Here is a 17,341-nt window from a genome sequence, read left to right as displayed (position 1 = left end):
ACCCACGGCTCCGCGAACCCCCGAACCGCCGATTGGTTGCAGTCCTTGAGCCGACGAAACGACCGGAACGGCGAGGAGCCCGAACTGTTGAACGGGCTCATCCGCCTTCCCGAAAGACAAGCCGATCATGAGCGACACAGCCGACATGAGAGCCGACGACGCGCCGCTCTCGACGTCCAAACATGCGGGCGCCGCGATCGATCGGGCCACCGCCGAGCTGGTCGAGGCAAAAGGCGACAGCCTGGTCGGACGAACAGTCACGATCAACCGGCCGCGCGCCGAGCTGTTCGCCTATTGGCGCGACTTCACCAACCTGCCGACCTTCATGGACAATATCGTCTCGGTCATAGTGAAGGACGCCGCCACGTCGCACTGGGTGGTGAAGGCGCCCGGCGGCAAGACCGTCGAATGGGATGCGGTCATCACAGAGGAGAAAGACGGCGAGACGATCGCCTGGGCCTCGACCGAGGGCGCCGACGTTCCCAACAGCGGCCGCATCGACTTCCGCGACGCTGGCGCGCGCGGCACGATCGTCACCGCCACGATCGTCTATGACCCGCCCGCCGGCCTCGTCGGCAAGCTCATCGCCAAGATGTTCCAGCGCGAGCCCGCGATCCAGGCGCGCCGCGATCTCAGGCGCTTCAAGCAACTGATGGAGACCGGCGAGATCGCGACCGCATCGCGGACGCGCGCGCAGCTCGAAGAAGAGAAGGACTAACCCGCGATGCGCGCTCTCACCTGGCACGGCAAGCATGACGTCCGCGTCGACACCGTCGACGATCCCGAGATCCTCAACCCGCGCGACGCGATCATCAAGATCACCTCGACCGCGATCTGCGGCTCCGACCTCCATCTCTACGACGGCTATATCCCGACCATGCAGGCGGGCGACATCCTCGGCCATGAATTCATGGGTGAGGTCGTCGAGACCGGTCCCAAGTCGACCCTGAAGAAGGGCCAGCGTGTCGTGGTGCCGTTCACCATCGCGTGCGGCAGCTGCTACCACTGCGGCAAGCACCAATATTCCGCGTGCGACAACGGCAACCCCGCCGACAAGCAGGACATCGGCCAGGAGCTTTACGGTCAGCCCATGTCCGGCCTGTTCGGCTACAGCCATCTCACCGGCGGCTATGCCGGCGGTCAGGCCGAATATGTCCGCGTCCCCTTCTCCGATGTCGGCCCGATCGTGATCCCTGACGGGATAGAGGACGAAAAGGTCCTCTTCCTCTCGGACATCCTGCCGACCGGATGGCAGGCGGCCGAGAATGCCGGGATCGAGCCCGGCGATACCGTCGCGGTCTGGGGCTGCGGCCCGGTCGGGCTGTTCGCGGTGCAATCGGCGTTTCTCATGGGCGCCGAAAGGGTCATCGCGATCGATCATTTCCCGCACCGGCTCGATCTGGCCAAGAGGTTCGGCGCGGAGACGATCAACTTCGAGGAGAGCGCCACCTATGAGGCGCTGATGGAGATGACCGGCGGGATCGGTCCCGATGCGGTGATCGACGCGGTGGGCCTGGAAGCCCATGGCTTCTTCGTCGATAATGTCATCGACCAGATCAAGAAATCGACCTTCCTCGGTACCGATCGCATTCATTCGATCCGCCAGGCGATCGTCGCCTGCCGCAAGGGCGGCCGCGTCTCGATGCCGGCCGTCTATGGCGGCATCGTCGACAAGTTTCCGTTGGGCGCCTTCATGGAGAAAGGGCTGACGCTCAAGACCGGCCAGACCAGCGTCCAGCATTATATGCCCGCGCTCCTGAACGCCATCATCGAGGACAAGATCGATACGACCTTCCTGATTTCGCACCGCATGGCGCTCGAGGATGCCCCCAAGGGCTACCAGATGTTCCACGACAACCAGAATGAAGTGACCAAGGTCGTGCTCAAGCCCGACTTCGCCGCTGGCACGGTCGCCTGAGGAGAGACGCACATGGCTGACAAATTCGCGATCATCACCGGCGCTTCGACCGGCATCGGCTTCGAACTCGCCACCCTCGCCGCGAAGGACGGCTATGACCTGCTCATCGTCGCCGACGAGATGCTGATCGTCGCCGCCGCGGACGACCTGCGCGCGCACGGCGCCCAGGTCGACGCGGTCGAGGCCGACCTCTCGACCACCGCAGGTGTCGACCGTCTGCTCGCCGCCGCCAAGGGTCGCCGGATCGACCTGCTCTGCGCCAATGCTGGCAAGGGGCTCGGCCACGGCTTCCTCGACCAGTCGGTCGCCGATTGGCGCCATGTGATCGACACCAACATCACCGGCACGCTCTATCTGCTACAGAAGGTGTTGAAGGACATGGTCGCGCGCGACAGCGGCAAGATCCTTGTCACCGGATCGATCGCGGGCTTCATCCCGGGCAGCTTCCAGGCGGTCTATAATGGCACCAAGGCCTTTGTCGACAATTTCACCGACGCGCTCAGGAACGAGATCAAGGACGCCAAGGGCGTGACCCTCACCACCCTTATGCCGGGTCCGGTCGAGACCGAATTCTTCGACCGCGCCGACATGAACGACACCTCGGTCGGCGCCGATCCGAAGAAGAGCAACCCGGTCGACGTGGCGCAGGATGGCTGGGACGCGCTGATGGACGGCAAAGCGAGCGTGGTCTCGGGCTGGAAGAACAAGATCCAGCAGGCGATGGCGAATGTCACTCCGGCCGCGATCCTCGCCGAACAGCACAGAAAGATGGCCGAGCCCGGCAGCGCGACCCCCGAGGCGCTCGCCAAGGCCGAGCGAGCCGACCACTGATGGAGGCGAAGACCATCGGTAGCGCGATCGGCGCGACCAGCCTCGCCTTCGGGATCACCGATATCCTCGCGGGCAAGCGCTTCGGTCGCGGCATCGGCGCGGGCGCGGTCGAGGGCGGCACGCTGTTCCGCACGGTCGGTACTCGCGAGGTGGTGACGGGCGCGATCGGTCTGGCCTTCCCGTCGAGTTCAATCCCGGTGTGGACGCGCTTCGCCGCCGATATCGCCGATATGGCGGCGCTTGGCTCCGTCATTGCCAGACCGAACCCGAAGCGGGCCATGGCAGTGACGGCGCTCGCCATCGTTGCCGGGGTCGCGCTCATGGATTTCCTCGCCGCCCGCGCGATCGACCGTCGCACACGCGCGGCCGCCTGATCTTTCACGACGACAGCCGTACCTCCCGCCTTCTCCTCGATCTCGACAACCAAAAGGATTGCCCATGACCCCCGTCCGCTACACCCCCGATGTCGAGACGATCGAACCTGACGAAGCCGAGGTCCAAGCCGAACTGATCGAGACCTTCCGATCGATCCAGGAGACGACCCACGCCGACAGCGGCCATGGCTTTCGCGGCGTCCACGCCAAGAGCCATGCGCTCCTCCAAGGAAGCTTCACCGTCCTCGACGATCTCCCCGCCGAACTTGCCCAAGGCCTGTTCGCGACCCCCGGCCGGCATGACGCCCTGATCCGCATCTCGACCGGCGCGGGTGACGTCCTACCCGACAGCATCTCGCTGCTGCGCGGGATCGGCATCAAGGTGCTCGATGTGGGCGGCGACCGGCTCGAGGGCAGTGAAGGCGACAGCACCCAGGATTTCCTCCTCGCCAACGGCATCGCCTTCCCGGCACCGGGCCCGAAGAAATTCCTCGGCAATCTGAAGCTTCTCGCCAAGACGACCGACAAGGTCGAGGGGCTGAAGAAGGCCGTCTCCGCGGTGTTCCGCACGCTCGAGAAGGGCGTCGAGGCCGTCGGCGGCGAAAGCGGCTTTCTCGAACAGCTCGGCGGTCACCGCCACACCCATCCGCTCGGCGAGACCTTCTTCAGCCAGGCGCCAATCCGCTATGGCGACTATATCGCCAAGCTCGGGCTGTTCCCGCTCTCGCCCAATTTCACGGCACTCGCCGACGAAGAGATCGACATCGACGGGCGCGACAATGCGCTGCGCGAGGAGATCGGGTCGACCCTGGCGCGCGACGGCGGCGCCTGGGAATTGCGGGTCCAGCTCTGCCGCGATCTCGAGGCCAATCCGATCGAGGACGCCTCGGTCGCCTGGCCCGAAGAGGACAACCCCTATATCGCGGTCGCGCGGATCGAGGTGCCCGCACAGGCGGCGTGGAATGACGCGCGGGCCCGCATCCTCGACGATCAGACCTCGTTCAACCCCTGGCACGGGATCCAGGCGCACCGCCCGCTCGGGGCGGTGATGCGCGCGCGCAAGCCGGTCTATGCGGCATCGGTCGAGACACGCAGCCGCTTCAACGGCTGCCCGATTCACGAACCACGCCACGCCGACCTGCCCGCCTGATCCGCCAAGCGAGGGCGCGCGGAACGTCTGCGGGCCCGACGCATTCGATTGCCGCCCGTCCTGCCGTTCCGGAGACTCTTCGCGTGACCGCCACCCCACCCGGCACCCAGCCGCTGCTGCACCCGCTCCACGGGCTGTTGCTCGCCTTCCCGATCGCGCTCTTCCCGAGCGCGCTCTTTGCCGACATCACCTATCTCAACACGGCCGAGGTCCAGTGGACCAACTTCGCGGCCTGGCTCAACGCCGGCGCCTTGTTAGTCGGCGGCTTCGCCGTGCTCTGGTCGGTGGTCGACGCGATCCGGCTGAGCCGCACGGCTGTCGCCAAGCGCGGCTTGCTCCTGTTCGTCCTGCTCGCGGTGATGTGGATCGTCGGCCTCATCAACGCCTTCCAGCACAGCCGCGACGGATGGAGTTCGGTCGAGACGACCGGGCTGATCCTATCGATCGTGAGCGCGGTCCTTGCGCTTGGCGCGGGCTGGATCGCCTTCAGCCGCCGGAGGAGCGCATGATGGTCGCGCGCAATCTCATCGCCGTCAGCGCGCTCGCGCTGGCTCTTGCCAGCTGCGGTCAGAGCCGCCCGGGCATCGACCAGGAGGGCGCCGACCCCAATCTCCCCGCGCAGCGCGAGACCTTGCTGCCGCCGATGAAGATCGCGACCCCGGTGGGCTGGGAGGGCGAGACACCGAAGGCGCCCGACGGCTTCACCGTCACCGCGCTCGCGACCGGCCTCAAGGTCCCGCGCCAGATGCTGGTGCTGCCCAATGGCGACATCCTCGTCGCCGAGGGCTCGGGCCAGTCGGCGCCGGCGCTCAGGCCGAAGGATGTGATCGCCGGGCTGATCAAGGCGCGCGGCAAGACCGATGTCAAAGGCGGCAACCGCCTCACGCTGCTTCGCGATCGCGACGGCGACGGCAAGGCGGAGGTCCGGACGGTCTTCGCCGACGGGCTGAACTCGCCTTATGGCCTCGCCTTTGTCGACGGCCAGATCTACGTCGCCGATCAGGACGCGCTGCTGCGCTTCGCTTATCGCGACGGCGACACCAAGGCCACGGGCCCCGGCGTCGAGGTCACCAAGCTGCCCTCCAGGATCAACCATCACTGGACCAAGTCGCTGGCCGCAAGCGCCGACGGCACCAAACTCTATGTCGGCATCGGCTCGAACAGCAATATCGGCGAGCGCGGCCTCGCCGTCGAGGGGGACCGGGCGCAGATCTGGGAGATCGATCGCGTGACCGGCGCGCACCGGCCCTATGCGACCGGCACCCGCAACCCGACCGCGATGGCGATTCAGCCCGAGACGAAGCAACTCTGGACGGTCGCCAACGAGCGCGACGAACTCGGACCCCAACTCGTCCCCGACTATCTGACCTCGATCCGCGATGGCGGCTTCTATGGCTGGCCGTACAGCTATTGGGGCCCGAACGCCGATCCGCGCGTCCATCCACAGAAGCCCGAGATGGTGAAAAAGGCGATCCGCCCCGATTACGCGCTCGGCTCGCATGTCGCAGCACTCGGCCTGAGCTTCGTCTCCGGCGAGGGGCTCGGCCCTTGGAAACACGGGGCGTTCGTCGGCCAGCACGGCAGCTGGAACCGCCAGGACCTGTCGGGCTACAAGGTCGTCTGGGTGCCGTTCGCGAACGGCCGCCCGGCAGGCAAGCCGCAGGATGTGCTGACCGGCTTCCTCAAGGACGGCCATGCCCGCGGCCGCCCGGTGGGGGTCGCCTATGACCCGGTCGGCCGGCGCCTGCTTGTCGCTGACGACCTGTCGAACACCGTCTGGCGGGTCGCGCCGCGGCGCTGACGCGTCTCACCCTAGAGAGGATTCCCGCCATGGCGCTCAAGGCCCAACCGATCAATTGCACACTCAAGCGCTCGAAGGCGGGCGAGAGCAGCTCGACCGACGCGATGATCGCGCTGCTCGCCAAGGAATTCAAAGCCAAGGGCGTCACCGTCGCCGAGACGATCCGGATCGCCGATCATGACGTCTTCCCCGGGGTCTTGTCCGACGAGGGCGAGGGCGATGCCTGGCCCAAGATCCGCGAGAAGATCCTCACCGCCGATATCCTCATCTTCGGCACCCCGATCTGGATGGGGCAGGTTTCGAGCGTCGGCAAGCGCGTGCTCGAGCGGATGGACGCCTTCCTCGACGAGACCGACGAGGCCGGGCGCATGCCGAGCTACTCCAAGGTCGCGGTGGCCGCGATCGTCGGCAATGAGGACGGCGCTCATTTCTCGTCAGCGCAGATCTTCCAGTCGTTGAACGACACGGGCTGGACGATCCCGTCGGTCGCCGCCTGCTACTGGGTCGGCGAGGCGATGGGGTCGGTCGACTTTCAGGACCTCAAGAAGACTCCCGAAATGGTCGCCAAAACCGCGAAGATGGTGGCGTCGAACGCCAGCCATCTCGCCCGGCTGCTCAAGGACAAACCTTATCCGGGTTAGGGCGACTTCCACGGCGGCCACTGGCGGACCGGAGCAGCCGATCCCATATCCGTAACCTATGACACCCTGATCCTCGCCTTCGGCGACAGCCTCACCGAAGGCTACGGTCTTGCCCGCTCCCAGAGTTTTGCCGGCCAACTCGAGACCCTCCTGCAGGCGCGCCACCCGCACGCCTCGGTGATCAACGCCGGCCTGTCCGGCGACACGACGTCGAGCGCGGTCGCGCGGCTGCCGCGCGTCCTCAGCCAGCTGACCGCCCGACCCGACCTCGTGATCGTCGAGCTCGGCGCCAATGATCTGCTGCGCGGGATCGCGCTTGAGACGACCCGGGCCAATCTCGATACGATCCTGACCGAGCTCAAGCGCTGTGGGCTTCCGGTGCTGCTCGCGCAGATGGACGCGCCGCGCTTCCTCGGCGCCTTCGGCCAGAATTGCACCGCGATCTATGCCGAACTTGCCAAACGCCACGGCACCGGGCTGGCGCCGTTCCTGCCGCCGGGCCTGCTCGGCAATCCCGCGCTCACCCTGCGCGACCGGGTTCACCCCAACGCCGCCGGCACGACGCTGATCGCCAAGGGCTTCCTGCCGGCGGTCGAAGCCGCGCTCGCGGCCGCCCCCGCGCAGGCCGCCTGACGCTCAGCCCCGGTCGCTCTCATCCTCGGTCGGGGGGATGAAGCTCACCTGCGCGAGGCGCCAGGCGCGGTCCTCGTCCTTCGGCCAATAATGGCGGGGATGGCGCCAGCCCTCCGGCGGGTGGGTGTCATGGACCTCGGCGCGGATCAGACGGCCGGTCTCGCGCAGCCGGATCGTCGCCCCGGGAAACTCGCCCTGGAGCCGTTCGGCGACCGCGCGCGCTTCGGGCGAGAGGTCGACGCTCGACAGGTCGCGCGGATGGCCGTCGACCAGTTCGGCGGTCGCCGAGCGCAGCGCCTTCACCCCGTCATTGATGACGTCGACCGAGATCAGGGCGGCGGCGACCGAGTCCGCCCACCACCAGCCAAGACCAAGACCGATCACGCCGAACAGACCGGCCGCGCCGGTCAGCCAGTTGGCCTTGTTCATCAGCGCATCGGTGTGGAGCAGCTTGTCGTTGAGCTTTTCGGCGAGCGGCAGCTCCTTGCGACCGATGATCATCGGCGGGACGAGCGAATAGAGTTGCGCTGCAATCATCAGCCAGCCCAGCCAGATCGCGTGGCCGAAGAGCATGACCGAACCGACGGTCGCATGCTCCTGCGCCGCCAGCGCCATCACGGCGTTGTAGAGCAGGAGCACGCCGACCGCGGCGAGCGCGACCGCGGCGAGGAAGAAGCCGAGGCCGTTGACCCGCTCGAAGCCGAAGGGGAAGCGCTCGGATCGCTCTCCCTTCATCTCCATGTGGGCGGCAACTAGGAACATGATTGGGGGGACGAGCCCCAGCGTATCCTCGACCCAAGCGGTCTTCATCGTCTCCGACTGGCCAAGGACGAGGCCCATCGCGACGATCACCGTCACGGTCCAGAAGATGTTCCAATATTCGAGGCGGATCGCCTTGCGCATCGTGTCGCGCAGTTCGTAGGGCAGGCTGTTGTCGCTCATTGGGTCGCGACCGCGGGCGAGACCTGACGGCTTGCCGCCTCGACCAGCATGATCCAGCGATTCTCGCCATTTCGCATCGCCGCCTTCACCTCAATCGGATGATCCTCGCTCCCCGCCTTCTTGAGCGGCGGGCCGAAGGCGACGTCGGTCGCCCAGGGGCTGTCCTCGCTGAACGGGCCGACCACCAGATCGAGCCGTCCCTCGTCAAGCGCGGCGAAGGCCGGTTCGGTGGTCACCGGCGTCAGCGTCGGACGCGCGCCCGTCCGCTGCGCGACTACAGAAATTAGTTTGTCGGCGATCGCGCGATCGGCTCGCGACATCTGCGTGAGACCGACCCGGATCGTCTTCGACGCGCGCACATGTTCAAGCGTGCCCTCGGGATCGCGCGGCAGCGCGTCGCACGCCGAAAGGCTGGTGAGGAGCGCCAGCGACAGCAGCGCGGCCCGGCGAGGAGTGGTCGGACCGGTCAGGCGTCGAGCGCCTTGGCCTTGGCGTCCGCCCAGGCCTTGCCGGCGTCGCCGCCCCACAGCAGCCAGGCGATGAAGCCGGCCGACGGGTCGCTGTCCGAATCCCACTTGTGGGTCGCGGTGTCCTTGTCGACCGCGTGGCGGGCGAAAAAGCTGTGCATCGCCTTGACGTCGGCTTCGCTGACATCGCGCCGCTCGGCGAGCTGGTGCGCGCGATCGACGCCGACCTGGGCGCCGCCGCGATTGAATTTTTCGCGCAGGCGCAGGCCCCGGCGGGCCGCCGACGCCATGCGCAGGGTGGGGGTGAAATGCTTCGTCGCCATCGATCGTCTCAACGCTTGAACGGGGCGCCGGCGCGGCCGGCGCCCCCGGTCCTCACTCGGGCAGGCCGAAATTCTTCGGTTTGCCGAAATCGACCGCGCCGCCCTGCGCGCCCATGCCGCCTTCATGGCTGGCATCGGCATCGTCGACCGCGCTCGCCATCGCGCGGCGGCGACGGATCTCGTTGCGCTGGGCCTCGGTCAGCGTGGCGTCGTCGATCCCATCCTCGGCGGGGCCACCGGCCGCGGCACCGGCCTCGGACGGACGGTTCGCAAAAGCATCATCGGTCATGTCTCTCTCCTCTAGGAACAGCAAACGACGCGCGCAGGTCGCCGTTCCGTTGCAAAAGAAAGGGGCCCGAAAGCCCCTTTCCTCACGCGGTGCCGATCGCTCAGCGCTGTCCGCTATCGTCGCCCTGGACACTGGTGTCGCGGTCGAGGCGATCCTTGCGGTCACGCTCCTGCTGGTCGCGGTCGTCCTGGGTGCCGCGTTGCTGGTTCTGCTGGCGGTCGACCTGGCCCTGGCGCTGCTGGTCCTGCTGGCCGCGATCCATATCCTGGCCGCCCGAACTGCCCTGGCCCGCGCCGCCGATGTTGGTCCGATTGCCGTCCTGCTGATTGTTCTGGGTCATCGTCATTCTCCTAGACCGGCCCGCTGTCGGGGCCGTGCGGGAAGAGCGTGTGAGCTGCGGGGTCGTTCCTTTCCCTTCGGCGCCGTCGCGCCCGAAGGCATTGGAAATGCGGCGAATGTCCGAACGGCTGATGGAGGTTAGGACGATTGCCGAAGGCGCCCCGGTTGCACCGCCGGGAACGGCGGCGATGGCGTGACGTTGAACCGCCATGCCCAACATCGCGCGTTCCTTCCTGACCAAGCTCGGCGTCTGGACCGCGCACCCGGCCGCCTATCTGGTCCTGATCAGCTTCACGATCGCCTGGCTGATCCTCGAGCCCGAGACGTTCGACTGGCATGGCGCCGCGACGATCGCGACCTGGTTCATGACCCTGCTGATCGTGCGCGCCGAGCATCGCGACACCCAGGCGATCCACGCCAAGCTCGACGAACTGCTGAAGGCCGACTAGGGCGCGCGCACCGGTCTAGGCCCGATTGACAAGGAAGAACCCGAGGACATCGAGAAGCGCCGCAAAGCCGAGCATCGGGACGGCTGACATCCATGTTTTCGTGCTGATCGAGATCAGCACCGCAGGCGGAACGACAGGAACGGGCGGTCGATCTCGTTGGTTGATTAGCCTGATGGGACAGCCCCACACCACCTTATGAGGAGAGTATCATGAGCGTCGAAGGCAAGATCAAGGAAGCCGCCGGTTTCGTGAAGGAAGAGGCTTATGAGCACGGCAAGTCGCCCGAAAGCCAGCAGAAGGCCCAGGAAGGCCGTGACCTCCGCAACGAGGGCCGCGCCGAGGATGGCAAGGCCCCCAAGACGACGACCCCCGGCACCGACGCCTGATAACAGGCGTCCGCAGCTGAGGTCCATGAGCGCCGCCCTTTGGGGCGGCGTTTTCATGTGCGCCTCAGCCGACCGATTTTCGCCGCCGCGCCGGCGCATCGGCGAGTTCGATCCAGACCGGCACATGGTCGCTGGTCTTCTCCCAGCCCCGGACATGCGCATCGACCTCCGCCGCCTTGAGCCGCTTCTTGAGCGGCGGGCTCAGCAGGAGATGGTCAATCCTGAGCCCCGCATTGCGGCCATAGGCGTTCCGGAAATAGTCCCAGAAGGTATAGATCGTCTCGTCGGGATGGAGCGCGCGCAAGCTGTCGGTCCAGCCCTGCGCGAGCAGCCGGCGATAAGCCGCGCGGAAACGTGCCGGTCGTGCCCTGACTGACGATCGGGGCATGGAGGCCGGTATCGAGTTACTTCAGGTACCCTGACATGCGCGATGGGTACCACCGGGCCTAAGCGCGCCGTCCGTAACAGGCTGCCGCTATCCAATCCCAAAATGGGCATAAAAGTGGGCATGAAATCGCCAAAAGCGAATTGAGCCATATTTTCTGGAACCGCCTGGATGCCCCGTGAGGATTCGAACCTCAATTGACGGAGTCAGAGTCCGTAGTCTTACCTTTAGACGACGGGGCATCACGCCGGAGCGCGCGCACTAAGCGGGGAGGCTGGCGAGGTCAAGAGGCTTTGGCTCCCCTGCCCTTGCCGGATAGCGCTTTCACGACTAGGCTTGCCGACAAGTTCCGCCGGGAAATGTCCCGCGGAGATAGAGCAGAGACATATATGGCGCACGGTCCCCGATCGGCCGCGCCGCGCCCCGACGGTGTCAGGAGGGGCAGAGCGCAATCCGCGCCGCATCCCCGCGGCGGGCCCAGACACAGCTACGCCGCGCTGGACCTCGGCACCAACAATTGCCGCCTGCTGATCGCTCGGCCGAACGAGGACGGCTTCGTTGTTGTCGACGCCTTCTCGCGCATCGTGCGGCTGGGCGAAGGGCTGGCGGCGACGGGCAAATTGTCTGAGGCCGCGATGGATCGCGCGGTCTCCGCGCTTTCGGTGTGCGCCGACAAGCTGCGCCGCCGCCATGTCGCGCTGGTCCGATCGGTCGCGACCGAAGCGTGCCGCCGCGCCACCAACGGCCGCGAGTTCATCCAGCGCGTGTATCGCGAGACGGGCATCATGCTCGAGATCATCAGCGCCGAGACCGAAGCGCGGCTGGCCGTGCTGGGGTGTCATACCTTGCTTGAGCCCGGTGAGGGCAAGGCGCTGATCTTCGACATCGGCGGCGGATCGACCGAGCTGGTGCTGGTCGACACCGCGACCCCGCAGCCGCATATTCTCGACTGGTATTCGGCCCCGTGGGGCGTCGTGTCGCTGACCGAGAGTGAGCCGCATGTCGGCGACACCGCCGGGGAGCTGATGACCAGCTATGCCCGTATGCGCGCGCGCGTGGCGGACAGCTTTTCGGGTTTCGCCACACGGCTGAACGCCAATGGCGTGCCGGGTGGACGGCTGCTGGGCACCAGTGGTACGGTGACGACGCTGGCCAGCGTCCACCTGGACCTGCCAAGCTATGATCGCCGCGCGATCGACGGGTTGATCGTCCCGGCCGAAGCGATGCGCAAGATCAGCGCCGACCTTTCGGCGATGAGCGTGCCCGAACGCGCCAAGCTGCCCTGCATCGGGCCCGAGCGCGCCGACCTGGTCGTGGCGGGCTGCGCGATCCTTGACGCCATTCTCGATATCTGGCCGGCCGAACGGCTCGGCATCGCCGATCGCGGCATCCGCGAAGGCATATTGCGCTCTCTGATGGCGCGGGAGCACACGAAATGAGGGGCGAAGGCACCCGCCAGCGGATCAAGACCGCGAAAGGCCGCAGCAGCAGCTCGATCAAGTGGATCCAGCGCCAGTTGAACGATCCCTATGTCCGCAAGGCCAAGGCCGAAGGATACCGGTCGCGCGCGGCCTATAAGCTGATCGAGCTCGACGAGCGCTTCAAGTTCCTGCGGGGCGCCAAGCGCGTCATCGATCTGGGCATCGCGCCGGGGGGCTGGACCCAGGTGGTTCGCCGCGTCTGCCCGCACGCACAGGTGGTGGGGATCGATCTGCTGCCGACCGACCCGATCGACGGCGCAATCATCCTCGAGATGGACTTCATGTCCGACGAAGCGCCTGCTCTGCTGACCGAGGCTTTGGGCGGGCCGGCCGACATCGTGCTGAGCGACATGGCCGCCAATACCGTGGGCCATCCCCAGACCGATCACCTGCGCACGATGGCGCTGGTCGAGGCGGGCGGGCTGTTCGCCAGCGAAATCCTGCGCCCGGGCGGCACCTATGTCGCCAAGGTTCTGGCGGGCGGCGCAGACCATGATCTGGTCGCCGAACTCAAGCGCCAGTTCACCACCGTCAAGCATGCCAAGCCCCCCGCGAGCCGCAAGGATTCGTCCGAATGGTATGTGATCGCCCAAGGCTTTAAGGGCCGGCCCGAACCCGCGAAGGAGGACGGCGATGAGTGACGAGGATTTCGTCTATGACGAGACGACCGGCGAATGGGTACCGGGCGGCTCGGCCAGCCCCGCTCCGTCGGGCGGCGTCGAAGTGCGCGACGCGGTCGGCAATCTGCTGGCCGATGGCGATCAGGTGACATTGATCAAGGATCTCAAGGTCAAGGGCGCGGGGCAGACGCTCAAGCGCGGCACCCTGATCAAGTCGATCCGGCTGACCGGCGACGAGCAGGAGATCGACTGCCGATACGAAGGCATCAAGGGCCTGGTGCTGCGCGCCGAATTCGTACGGAAGCGCTGATGGTCCCCCGTATCCTGATCGACACCGCGAAGGTGCCTGGCGGCGAGGGCGAACTGCGGCTGATGAAGCGCGGCGCAGACTTCCTGATCTCGCTGTGGGGCAACGAGCTGATGAACAGCCGGCTCAGCGGGTCGGAAAAGGCGCTGGCGACGATCGCTTGTGATCGCCTGCGCGGGCGGCCGAAGATCCGCATGCTGATCGGCGGCCTCGGCATGGGCTTCACCCTGCGCGCGGCGCTGGCCGAGCTGCCGAAGGACGCGGAGATCACGGTGGTCGAACTGGTGCCCAAGGTGATCGATTGGGCGCGCGGGCCGATGGCCGAACTGTTCGGCGACTGCCTCGACGATCCGCGCGTGACGATTCTCGAGCGCGATGTCGGCGAAGTGATCGAAGAGACGCGCGGCCAGTGGGACGCAATCCTGATGGACGTCGACAACGGCCCCGACGGCGTCGTCCGCGAGGCCAACAACCGGCTCTACGGGCGATCGGGCCTCGACATGGCGCGCCGCGCATTGGCACCGGGCGGCGTGCTCGCTTACTGGTCGGCCGCGTCGGACCAGGCGTTCGCCCGGCGCTTGTCGAGCAACAAGGGCTGGCACACCGACGAAATCGTCAGCCGCGCCAACGGCGCCAAGGGCGCACGCCACGTCATCTGGGTGACGACAAGGCTCTGACGGATCGCGCTGCCGATTCGGCTCGTGGGCCGAATTCGAAATGCGGAACTTATGAAAGTTGCCGCTACGTCCGCGTCGGAATCGCTTCCCCGAATGCTTTTGCGAGCACAGCGAACGGCGAGGCGAGAGAATTGGCATACGGGCAAAGTAAGGTGGCGCCGCCGTGTAGGACAGCGCCAAGCCCTCTCCGCTTTGACGGGTGCGGATCGCGTGCAAGGCGGCGGTCCGGGGCGGTGGCGGGGCGAGTTGCTGCACGGCGGGTTCTCGCGGTGCCGTCCATCGCACATTCAGGCGGATGCTGGGATGGCCCATGCCTTCCCCACCTCTGGAGTGATGCGTGAAACGAACGATCGGCCTATTCGTGCTTGCCGGATCCGCCAGCCCCGTTGCCGCCGCCCCCCTGCCCGATGCGGTGCGCGCTATGATCGAGGATGCGATCCAGTCGGGCGATCCGCAGACGACATCGGCCGTGATCGGCGTTGCCAAGCGGACCAATCCCGACAGCATCGCCGAGATCGAGGCGATGACGAACAGCTATAATCGCGAGGTCGCCGCGCAGGCCAAGGAGAAGGCCGATGCCGAACGCGAGCGGCTGGCGTCGGCGGGCATCCTTTCGCTGTGGAAGGGTCAGGTCGAACTGGGCGGAAGCTGGTCGACCGGCAACACAAGCACGCTGGGCCTGTACGGCGCGACCAAGCTGAAGCGCAGCGGGCTCAAATGGGAGCATCAATTATCGGCGCGGATCGACTATCAGGAAACCGACAGAGAGCCGACCACCCAACGCGCCGTCGCGGCATGGCAGCCGCGTTACAAGATCAACGAGAATTACTACGCGTTCGGCTTCACCCAATATGAGCATGACCGCTTTCTGGGTTACGATCACCGCTTCACCGGGGGCGCGGGTCTGGGTGTCGTCGCGGTCAACTCACCGAAGCTGCGCATCGAAGTCGATCTGGGCCCGGTGGTTCGATACACGCGGTTTCGCGATCCGTTGGAGCCGGACGAAACCCGCGTGGCGGGGCGCGGGAGCATCGATGCGAAGTGGACGCCCTGGCCCGAAGTCACGCTGGCGCAGCAGCTAGCAGTCTATGGCCCGGGCGAGAACACCACGGTCACGTCGACATCGTCGCTCGAAACAATCCTGTTCGGGCCGGTGAAGGGCCGCCTGTCCTACAATATCCAATATGAGCGCGACGCGCCGATCGATCAGAAGAGCACCGACACGGTTTCGCGCGCATCGCTCGTCTATAATTTCTGAGCGGCTTCAGCTGGCCGACGCTGCGGTGTTACCGTCGCCGATCAGCCCGCCCGCCGCGCGGCGCTTGCCCACCCAATCGACGATCGCACGGCCGGTGGCGTTGAGGAGCGGGTGGGTGCGGCTTTCACGCATCCATTGCGGCCGTTCGGACGTCGCGCCGTAGATCGTGTCATAGCCGAGATTGAACAGCAGATAGACGAGCGTCACCACGATCAGCCCCTTGATTGCGCCGAAGCCGAAGCCGAGCGCGCGATCGAGTGGCCCCAGGACCGACGATCGCGTGCGGCTGCCTAGCGCGCCCGCGATCATCTTGCCGCCTGCGAACACGACGATGAAGATCAATGCGAAGGCGAGCACGCTCGCGCCGCTGCGCGTGCCGACGACGCCGGTCAGCATGGCCGTCGCCGGACCATGCAGCAGCTTCAACGCGAAGATGCCCGCGACCCAGGCGAACAGCGACAGCAATTCGGTCACGAACCCGCGCAGCAACCCCATCGCCGCACCACCGAAGATCGCGATCAGGACGACGATGTCGAGGGCGGTCAGACTGTGCATGCGTGGCAGCTACTCGGGATGGCGCGGCAGGGGAAGATGCGGGGGTGCGGATGAATGGGGAGTGAAGTGGCGCTCTAGTGATCCTCCCCCTGGCGGGGGAGGATTAATTGCGGCCGAGAATGTGGTCGACCAGCGCCGCCAGTGTCGCGAAGCGGCTCGCCGTGATGAGCGGCTGTGCCTCGGCAGAGGCCGGCTGCCACGCGCGGGCGAAGCCGAGCTTGGCCGCTTCCTTCAGACGCAACGGCGCATGGGCGACGGGACGGATCTCACCCGACAACGCGACTTCGCCGAAGGCGACGCAGTCGGTGGGGACGGGGCGTTCGGCAAGCGCGGAGACCAAAGCGGCGGCGACCGCGAGATCGGCAGCGGGATCGGACACGCGATAGCCGCCGGCGATGTTCAGATAGACTTCGCAGGTCGAGAAGCTCAGCCCGCACCGCGCCTCCAGCACCGCGAGGATCATCGCGAGCCGCCCCGAATCCCAGCCGACCACCGCCCGCCTTGGCGTCGCCCCGCTGGCGAGGCGGACGACGAGCGCCTGGATTTCCACCAGCAGCGGCCGCGTCCCCTCCATCGCGGGAAAGACGGTGGCGCCCGCCATCGCATCGCCCCGATTGGTGAGGAACAGCGCCGAGGGATTGCCGACCTCGTCCAGCCCGCCCTCCGCCATCGCGAACACGCCAATCTCGTCGGTGCCGCCGAAGCGGTTCTTCACCGCGCGCAGGATGCGATATTGATGGCTGCGCTCGCCTTCGAAGCTCAGCACCGTATCGACCATATGTTCGAGCACGCGCGGCCCAGCGATCGAACCGTCCTTCGTGACGTGACCGACGAGCACGACCGCGGTGCTGCGCTCCTTGGCAAAGCGGATCAGTTCCTGCGCGGAGGCGCGCACCTGGCTGACAGTGCCCGGTGCGCCTTCGATCTGGTCGCTGTGCATCGTCTGGATCGAATCGATCACGAGCAGGGCGGGCGGCGCGCTTTCGAGCGTCGTCAGGATGTCGCGCACCGACGTCGCCGAGGCGAGCCGCACCGGCGCATGCCCCAGCCCGAGCCGCTGCGCGCGCAGGCGCACCTGATCGGCGGCTTCCTCACCGGAAATATAGGCGACCGTTTTCCCTGAGAGCGCGATCTTCGCCGCCGCCTGCAAAAGAAGCGTCGACTTTCCGATGCCGGGATCGCCGCCGATCAACGTCGCCGAGCCGGGGACGAGCCCGCCACCCAGCGCGCGATCGAACTCGGCAATGCCGGTCGACGACCGCTTGGGCAGCGGAATCTCGGCGTCGAGCCCGACCAGATCGATGCGCTGTCCGCCGCCGCGCAGGTGATGCTTGGCGGCGAAAACGGTGACGTTGGTGGTCTCCTCCACCAGCGAATTCCATTCGCCGCAATCGGTGCACTGGCCCTGCCAGCGGGTCGCGACGCTGCCGCAGGCCTGACATGTGTAGCGTTTGTGCGGCTTTGCCATCGCGAACCCCGTTTGCGAACGTATGGGGAACATAGCTCGCAGCTTGA

At 66.5% G+C, this 17,341-nt stretch carries 23 protein-coding genes, 1 tRNA gene and 1 pseudogene; 16 read left to right on the top strand and 9 right to left on the bottom strand.

What is annotated here, in order from left to right:
- The first annotated feature begins 127 nt into the window (after positions 1-127).
- From FYJ91_RS08620 to FYJ91_RS08580, 9 genes are all read left to right on the top strand, one after another.
- Positions 128-718 (top strand): SRPBCC family protein, encoded by a 591-nt coding sequence (locus FYJ91_RS08620; RefSeq protein ID WP_149521849.1) that lies wholly within the window; start codon positions 128-130, stop codon positions 716-718.
- A gap of 6 nt (positions 719-724) precedes the next feature.
- Positions 725-1,918, top strand: a complete 1,194-nt coding sequence (locus FYJ91_RS08615; RefSeq protein WP_149521848.1) for a zinc-dependent alcohol dehydrogenase — start codon at positions 725-727, stop codon at positions 1,916-1,918.
- Positions 1,919-1,930: 12 nt separating this feature from the next.
- Complete coding sequence (locus tag FYJ91_RS08610; RefSeq protein ID WP_149521847.1) at positions 1,931-2,749, top strand: SDR family NAD(P)-dependent oxidoreductase; 819 nt, start codon at positions 1,931-1,933, stop codon at positions 2,747-2,749.
- The gene (locus tag FYJ91_RS08605) at positions 2,749-3,123 is read left to right on the top strand and encodes a hypothetical protein (RefSeq protein ID WP_149521846.1); all 375 of its coding nucleotides are present in this window, start codon (positions 2,749-2,751) and stop codon (positions 3,121-3,123) included. Before FYJ91_RS08610 ends, FYJ91_RS08605 begins: the two co-directional genes overlap by 1 nt.
- Positions 3,124-3,187: 64 nt before the next feature.
- Complete coding sequence (locus FYJ91_RS08600) at positions 3,188-4,273, top strand: catalase family protein (protein ID WP_149521845.1); 1,086 nt, start codon at positions 3,188-3,190, stop codon at positions 4,271-4,273.
- A gap of 83 nt (positions 4,274-4,356) precedes the next feature.
- On the top strand, positions 4,357-4,782 hold the full coding sequence (locus tag FYJ91_RS08595; RefSeq protein WP_149521844.1) for a DUF2231 domain-containing protein: 426 nt from the start codon (positions 4,357-4,359) through the stop codon (positions 4,780-4,782).
- The gene (locus FYJ91_RS08590) at positions 4,782-6,074 is read left to right on the top strand and encodes a PQQ-dependent sugar dehydrogenase (protein ID WP_149522324.1); all 1,293 of its coding nucleotides are present in this window, start codon (positions 4,782-4,784) and stop codon (positions 6,072-6,074) included. Before FYJ91_RS08595 ends, FYJ91_RS08590 begins: the two co-directional genes overlap by 1 nt.
- A 29-nt stretch (positions 6,075-6,103) precedes the next feature.
- On the top strand, positions 6,104-6,715 hold the full coding sequence (locus FYJ91_RS08585) for a flavodoxin family protein (RefSeq protein WP_149521843.1): 612 nt from the start codon (positions 6,104-6,106) through the stop codon (positions 6,713-6,715).
- A 45-nt stretch (positions 6,716-6,760) separates the two neighbouring features.
- Positions 6,761-7,348 (top strand): arylesterase, encoded by a 588-nt coding sequence (locus tag FYJ91_RS08580; protein ID WP_149521842.1) that lies wholly within the window; start codon positions 6,761-6,763, stop codon positions 7,346-7,348.
- Between the two features lie 3 nt (positions 7,349-7,351).
- Here FYJ91_RS08580 and FYJ91_RS08575 read toward each other — a convergent pair whose 3' ends face one another.
- From FYJ91_RS08575 to FYJ91_RS08555, 5 genes are all read right to left on the bottom strand, one after another.
- Entirely contained in the window at positions 7,352-8,290 is a 939-nt protein-coding gene (locus tag FYJ91_RS08575; protein WP_149521841.1) for a cation efflux transmembrane domain-containing protein, read from the bottom strand.
- The gene (locus FYJ91_RS08570) at positions 8,287-8,817 is read right to left on the bottom strand and encodes a transglycosylase SLT domain-containing protein (RefSeq protein ID WP_246152537.1); all 531 of its coding nucleotides are present in this window, start codon (positions 8,815-8,817) and stop codon (positions 8,287-8,289) included. The genes FYJ91_RS08575 and FYJ91_RS08570 overlap by 4 nt, the downstream gene beginning before the upstream one ends.
- Positions 8,757-9,080 (bottom strand): hypothetical protein, encoded by a 324-nt coding sequence (locus FYJ91_RS08565; RefSeq protein WP_149521840.1) that lies wholly within the window; start codon positions 9,078-9,080, stop codon positions 8,757-8,759. Before FYJ91_RS08565 ends, FYJ91_RS08570 begins: the two co-directional genes overlap by 61 nt.
- 52 nt (positions 9,081-9,132) lie before the next feature.
- On the bottom strand, positions 9,133-9,369 hold the full coding sequence (locus FYJ91_RS08560) for a hypothetical protein (protein WP_149521839.1): 237 nt from the start codon (positions 9,367-9,369) through the stop codon (positions 9,133-9,135).
- Positions 9,370-9,469: 100 nt separating this feature from the next.
- On the bottom strand, positions 9,470-9,709 hold the full coding sequence (locus FYJ91_RS08555; RefSeq protein WP_181008405.1) for a hypothetical protein: 240 nt from the start codon (positions 9,707-9,709) through the stop codon (positions 9,470-9,472).
- Between the two features lie 208 nt (positions 9,710-9,917).
- Between FYJ91_RS08555 and FYJ91_RS08550 the strand changes: the two genes are divergently transcribed.
- Together FYJ91_RS08550 and FYJ91_RS20565 are read left to right on the top strand one after the other, a co-directional pair.
- Positions 9,918-10,157: a low affinity iron permease family protein gene (locus FYJ91_RS08550; protein ID WP_219822570.1), complete on the top strand. Its 240-nt coding sequence runs from the start codon at positions 9,918-9,920 to the stop codon at positions 10,155-10,157.
- Positions 10,158-10,366: 209 nt separating this feature from the next.
- Positions 10,367-10,543 (top strand): hypothetical protein, encoded by a 177-nt coding sequence (locus FYJ91_RS20565; protein WP_181008404.1) that lies wholly within the window; start codon positions 10,367-10,369, stop codon positions 10,541-10,543.
- A gap of 64 nt (positions 10,544-10,607) precedes the next feature.
- Here the strand turns inward: FYJ91_RS20565 and FYJ91_RS08545 are convergent.
- Positions 10,608-10,892 (bottom strand): annotated as a pseudogene (locus tag FYJ91_RS08545) (endonuclease/exonuclease/phosphatase family protein); the annotation flags it as partial.
- Positions 10,893-11,096: 204 nt separating this feature from the next.
- Positions 11,097-11,170 (bottom strand) — tRNA-Gln (locus tag FYJ91_RS08540).
- Positions 11,171-11,317: 147 nt separating this feature from the next.
- Here FYJ91_RS08540 and FYJ91_RS08535 point away from each other — a divergent pair.
- The 5 genes from FYJ91_RS08535 to FYJ91_RS08515 all read left to right on the top strand — a co-directional run bounded on the left by FYJ91_RS08535 (position 11,318) and on the right by FYJ91_RS08515 (position 15,271).
- Entirely contained in the window at positions 11,318-12,367 is a 1,050-nt protein-coding gene (locus FYJ91_RS08535; protein ID WP_149521838.1) for a Ppx/GppA phosphatase family protein, read from the top strand.
- A complete protein-coding gene (locus FYJ91_RS08530) occupies positions 12,364-13,050 on the top strand; it encodes an RlmE family RNA methyltransferase (RefSeq protein WP_149521837.1) in 687 nt (228 codons plus the stop codon). The genes FYJ91_RS08535 and FYJ91_RS08530 overlap by 4 nt, the downstream gene beginning before the upstream one ends.
- Positions 13,043-13,339: an alkylphosphonate utilization protein gene (locus FYJ91_RS08525; protein ID WP_149521836.1), complete on the top strand. Its 297-nt coding sequence runs from the start codon at positions 13,043-13,045 to the stop codon at positions 13,337-13,339. Before FYJ91_RS08530 ends, FYJ91_RS08525 begins: the two co-directional genes overlap by 8 nt.
- Complete coding sequence (locus FYJ91_RS08520; protein ID WP_149521835.1) at positions 13,339-14,013, top strand: spermidine synthase; 675 nt, start codon at positions 13,339-13,341, stop codon at positions 14,011-14,013. The genes FYJ91_RS08525 and FYJ91_RS08520 overlap by 1 nt, the downstream gene beginning before the upstream one ends.
- A 337-nt stretch (positions 14,014-14,350) precedes the next feature.
- Positions 14,351-15,271, top strand: coding sequence for a DUF481 domain-containing protein (locus FYJ91_RS08515; protein ID WP_149521834.1), 921 nt, complete (start codon positions 14,351-14,353; stop codon positions 15,269-15,271).
- A 6-nt stretch (positions 15,272-15,277) separates the two neighbouring features.
- Here the strand turns inward: FYJ91_RS08515 and FYJ91_RS08510 are convergent, their stop codons facing one another.
- Both FYJ91_RS08510 and radA read right to left on the bottom strand, forming a co-directional pair.
- Positions 15,278-15,826, bottom strand: coding sequence for a CvpA family protein (locus tag FYJ91_RS08510; RefSeq protein WP_149521833.1), 549 nt, complete (start codon positions 15,824-15,826; stop codon positions 15,278-15,280).
- A 103-nt stretch (positions 15,827-15,929) separates the two neighbouring features.
- A complete protein-coding gene (gene radA, locus FYJ91_RS08505) occupies positions 15,930-17,294 on the bottom strand; it encodes a DNA repair protein RadA (RefSeq protein ID WP_149521832.1) in 1,365 nt (454 codons plus the stop codon).
- Positions 17,295-17,341 lie beyond the last annotated feature (47 nt).

It is taken from the genome of Sphingomonas montanisoli (genome assembly GCF_008274695.1).
Taxonomy (GTDB): Bacteria; Pseudomonadota; Alphaproteobacteria; order Sphingomonadales; family Sphingomonadaceae; genus Rhizorhabdus; species Rhizorhabdus montanisoli.
The sequence above is the reverse complement of the archived record's forward strand: the minus strand, read 5'-3'. Positions and strand labels throughout refer to the sequence as shown.

Excerpts from the sequence above, each read along its gene's own strand:
- FYJ91_RS08615 (WP_149521848.1), top strand. The coding sequence starts at position 725 with ATGCGCGCTCTCACCTGGCACGGCAAGCATGACGTCCGCGTCGACACC.
- FYJ91_RS08530 (WP_149521837.1), top strand. The coding sequence starts at position 12,364 with ATGAGGGGCGAAGGCACCCGCCAGCGGATCAAGACCGCGAAAGGCCGC.
- FYJ91_RS08620 (WP_149521849.1), top strand. The coding sequence starts at position 128 with ATGAGCGACACAGCCGACATGAGAGCCGACGACGCGCCGCTCTCGACG.
- FYJ91_RS08605 (WP_149521846.1), top strand. The coding sequence starts at position 2,749 with ATGGAGGCGAAGACCATCGGTAGCGCGATCGGCGCGACCAGCCTCGCC.
- FYJ91_RS08590 (WP_149522324.1), top strand. The coding sequence starts at position 4,782 with ATGGTCGCGCGCAATCTCATCGCCGTCAGCGCGCTCGCGCTGGCTCTT.
- radA (WP_149521832.1), bottom strand. The coding sequence starts at position 17,294 with ATGGCAAAGCCGCACAAACGCTACACATGTCAGGCCTGCGGCAGCGTC.
- FYJ91_RS08555 (WP_181008405.1), bottom strand. The coding sequence starts at position 9,709 with ATGACCCAGAACAATCAGCAGGACGGCAATCGGACCAACATCGGCGGC.
- FYJ91_RS08535 (WP_149521838.1), top strand. The coding sequence starts at position 11,318 with ATGGCGCACGGTCCCCGATCGGCCGCGCCGCGCCCCGACGGTGTCAGG.
- FYJ91_RS08585 (WP_149521843.1), top strand. The coding sequence starts at position 6,104 with ATGGCGCTCAAGGCCCAACCGATCAATTGCACACTCAAGCGCTCGAAG.
- FYJ91_RS08525 (WP_149521836.1), top strand. The coding sequence starts at position 13,043 with ATGAGTGACGAGGATTTCGTCTATGACGAGACGACCGGCGAATGGGTA.
- FYJ91_RS20565 (WP_181008404.1), top strand. The coding sequence starts at position 10,367 with ATGAGCGTCGAAGGCAAGATCAAGGAAGCCGCCGGTTTCGTGAAGGAA.
- FYJ91_RS08610 (WP_149521847.1), top strand. The coding sequence starts at position 1,931 with ATGGCTGACAAATTCGCGATCATCACCGGCGCTTCGACCGGCATCGGC.
- FYJ91_RS08520 (WP_149521835.1), top strand. The coding sequence starts at position 13,339 with ATGGTCCCCCGTATCCTGATCGACACCGCGAAGGTGCCTGGCGGCGAG.
- FYJ91_RS08565 (WP_149521840.1), bottom strand. The coding sequence starts at position 9,080 with ATGGCGACGAAGCATTTCACCCCCACCCTGCGCATGGCGTCGGCGGCC.
- FYJ91_RS08510 (WP_149521833.1), bottom strand. The coding sequence starts at position 15,826 with ATGCACAGTCTGACCGCCCTCGACATCGTCGTCCTGATCGCGATCTTC.
- FYJ91_RS08550 (WP_219822570.1), top strand. The coding sequence starts at position 9,918 with ATGCCCAACATCGCGCGTTCCTTCCTGACCAAGCTCGGCGTCTGGACC.
- FYJ91_RS08600 (WP_149521845.1), top strand. The coding sequence starts at position 3,188 with ATGACCCCCGTCCGCTACACCCCCGATGTCGAGACGATCGAACCTGAC.
- FYJ91_RS08575 (WP_149521841.1), bottom strand. The coding sequence starts at position 8,290 with ATGAGCGACAACAGCCTGCCCTACGAACTGCGCGACACGATGCGCAAG.
- FYJ91_RS08560 (WP_149521839.1), bottom strand. The coding sequence starts at position 9,369 with ATGACCGATGATGCTTTTGCGAACCGTCCGTCCGAGGCCGGTGCCGCG.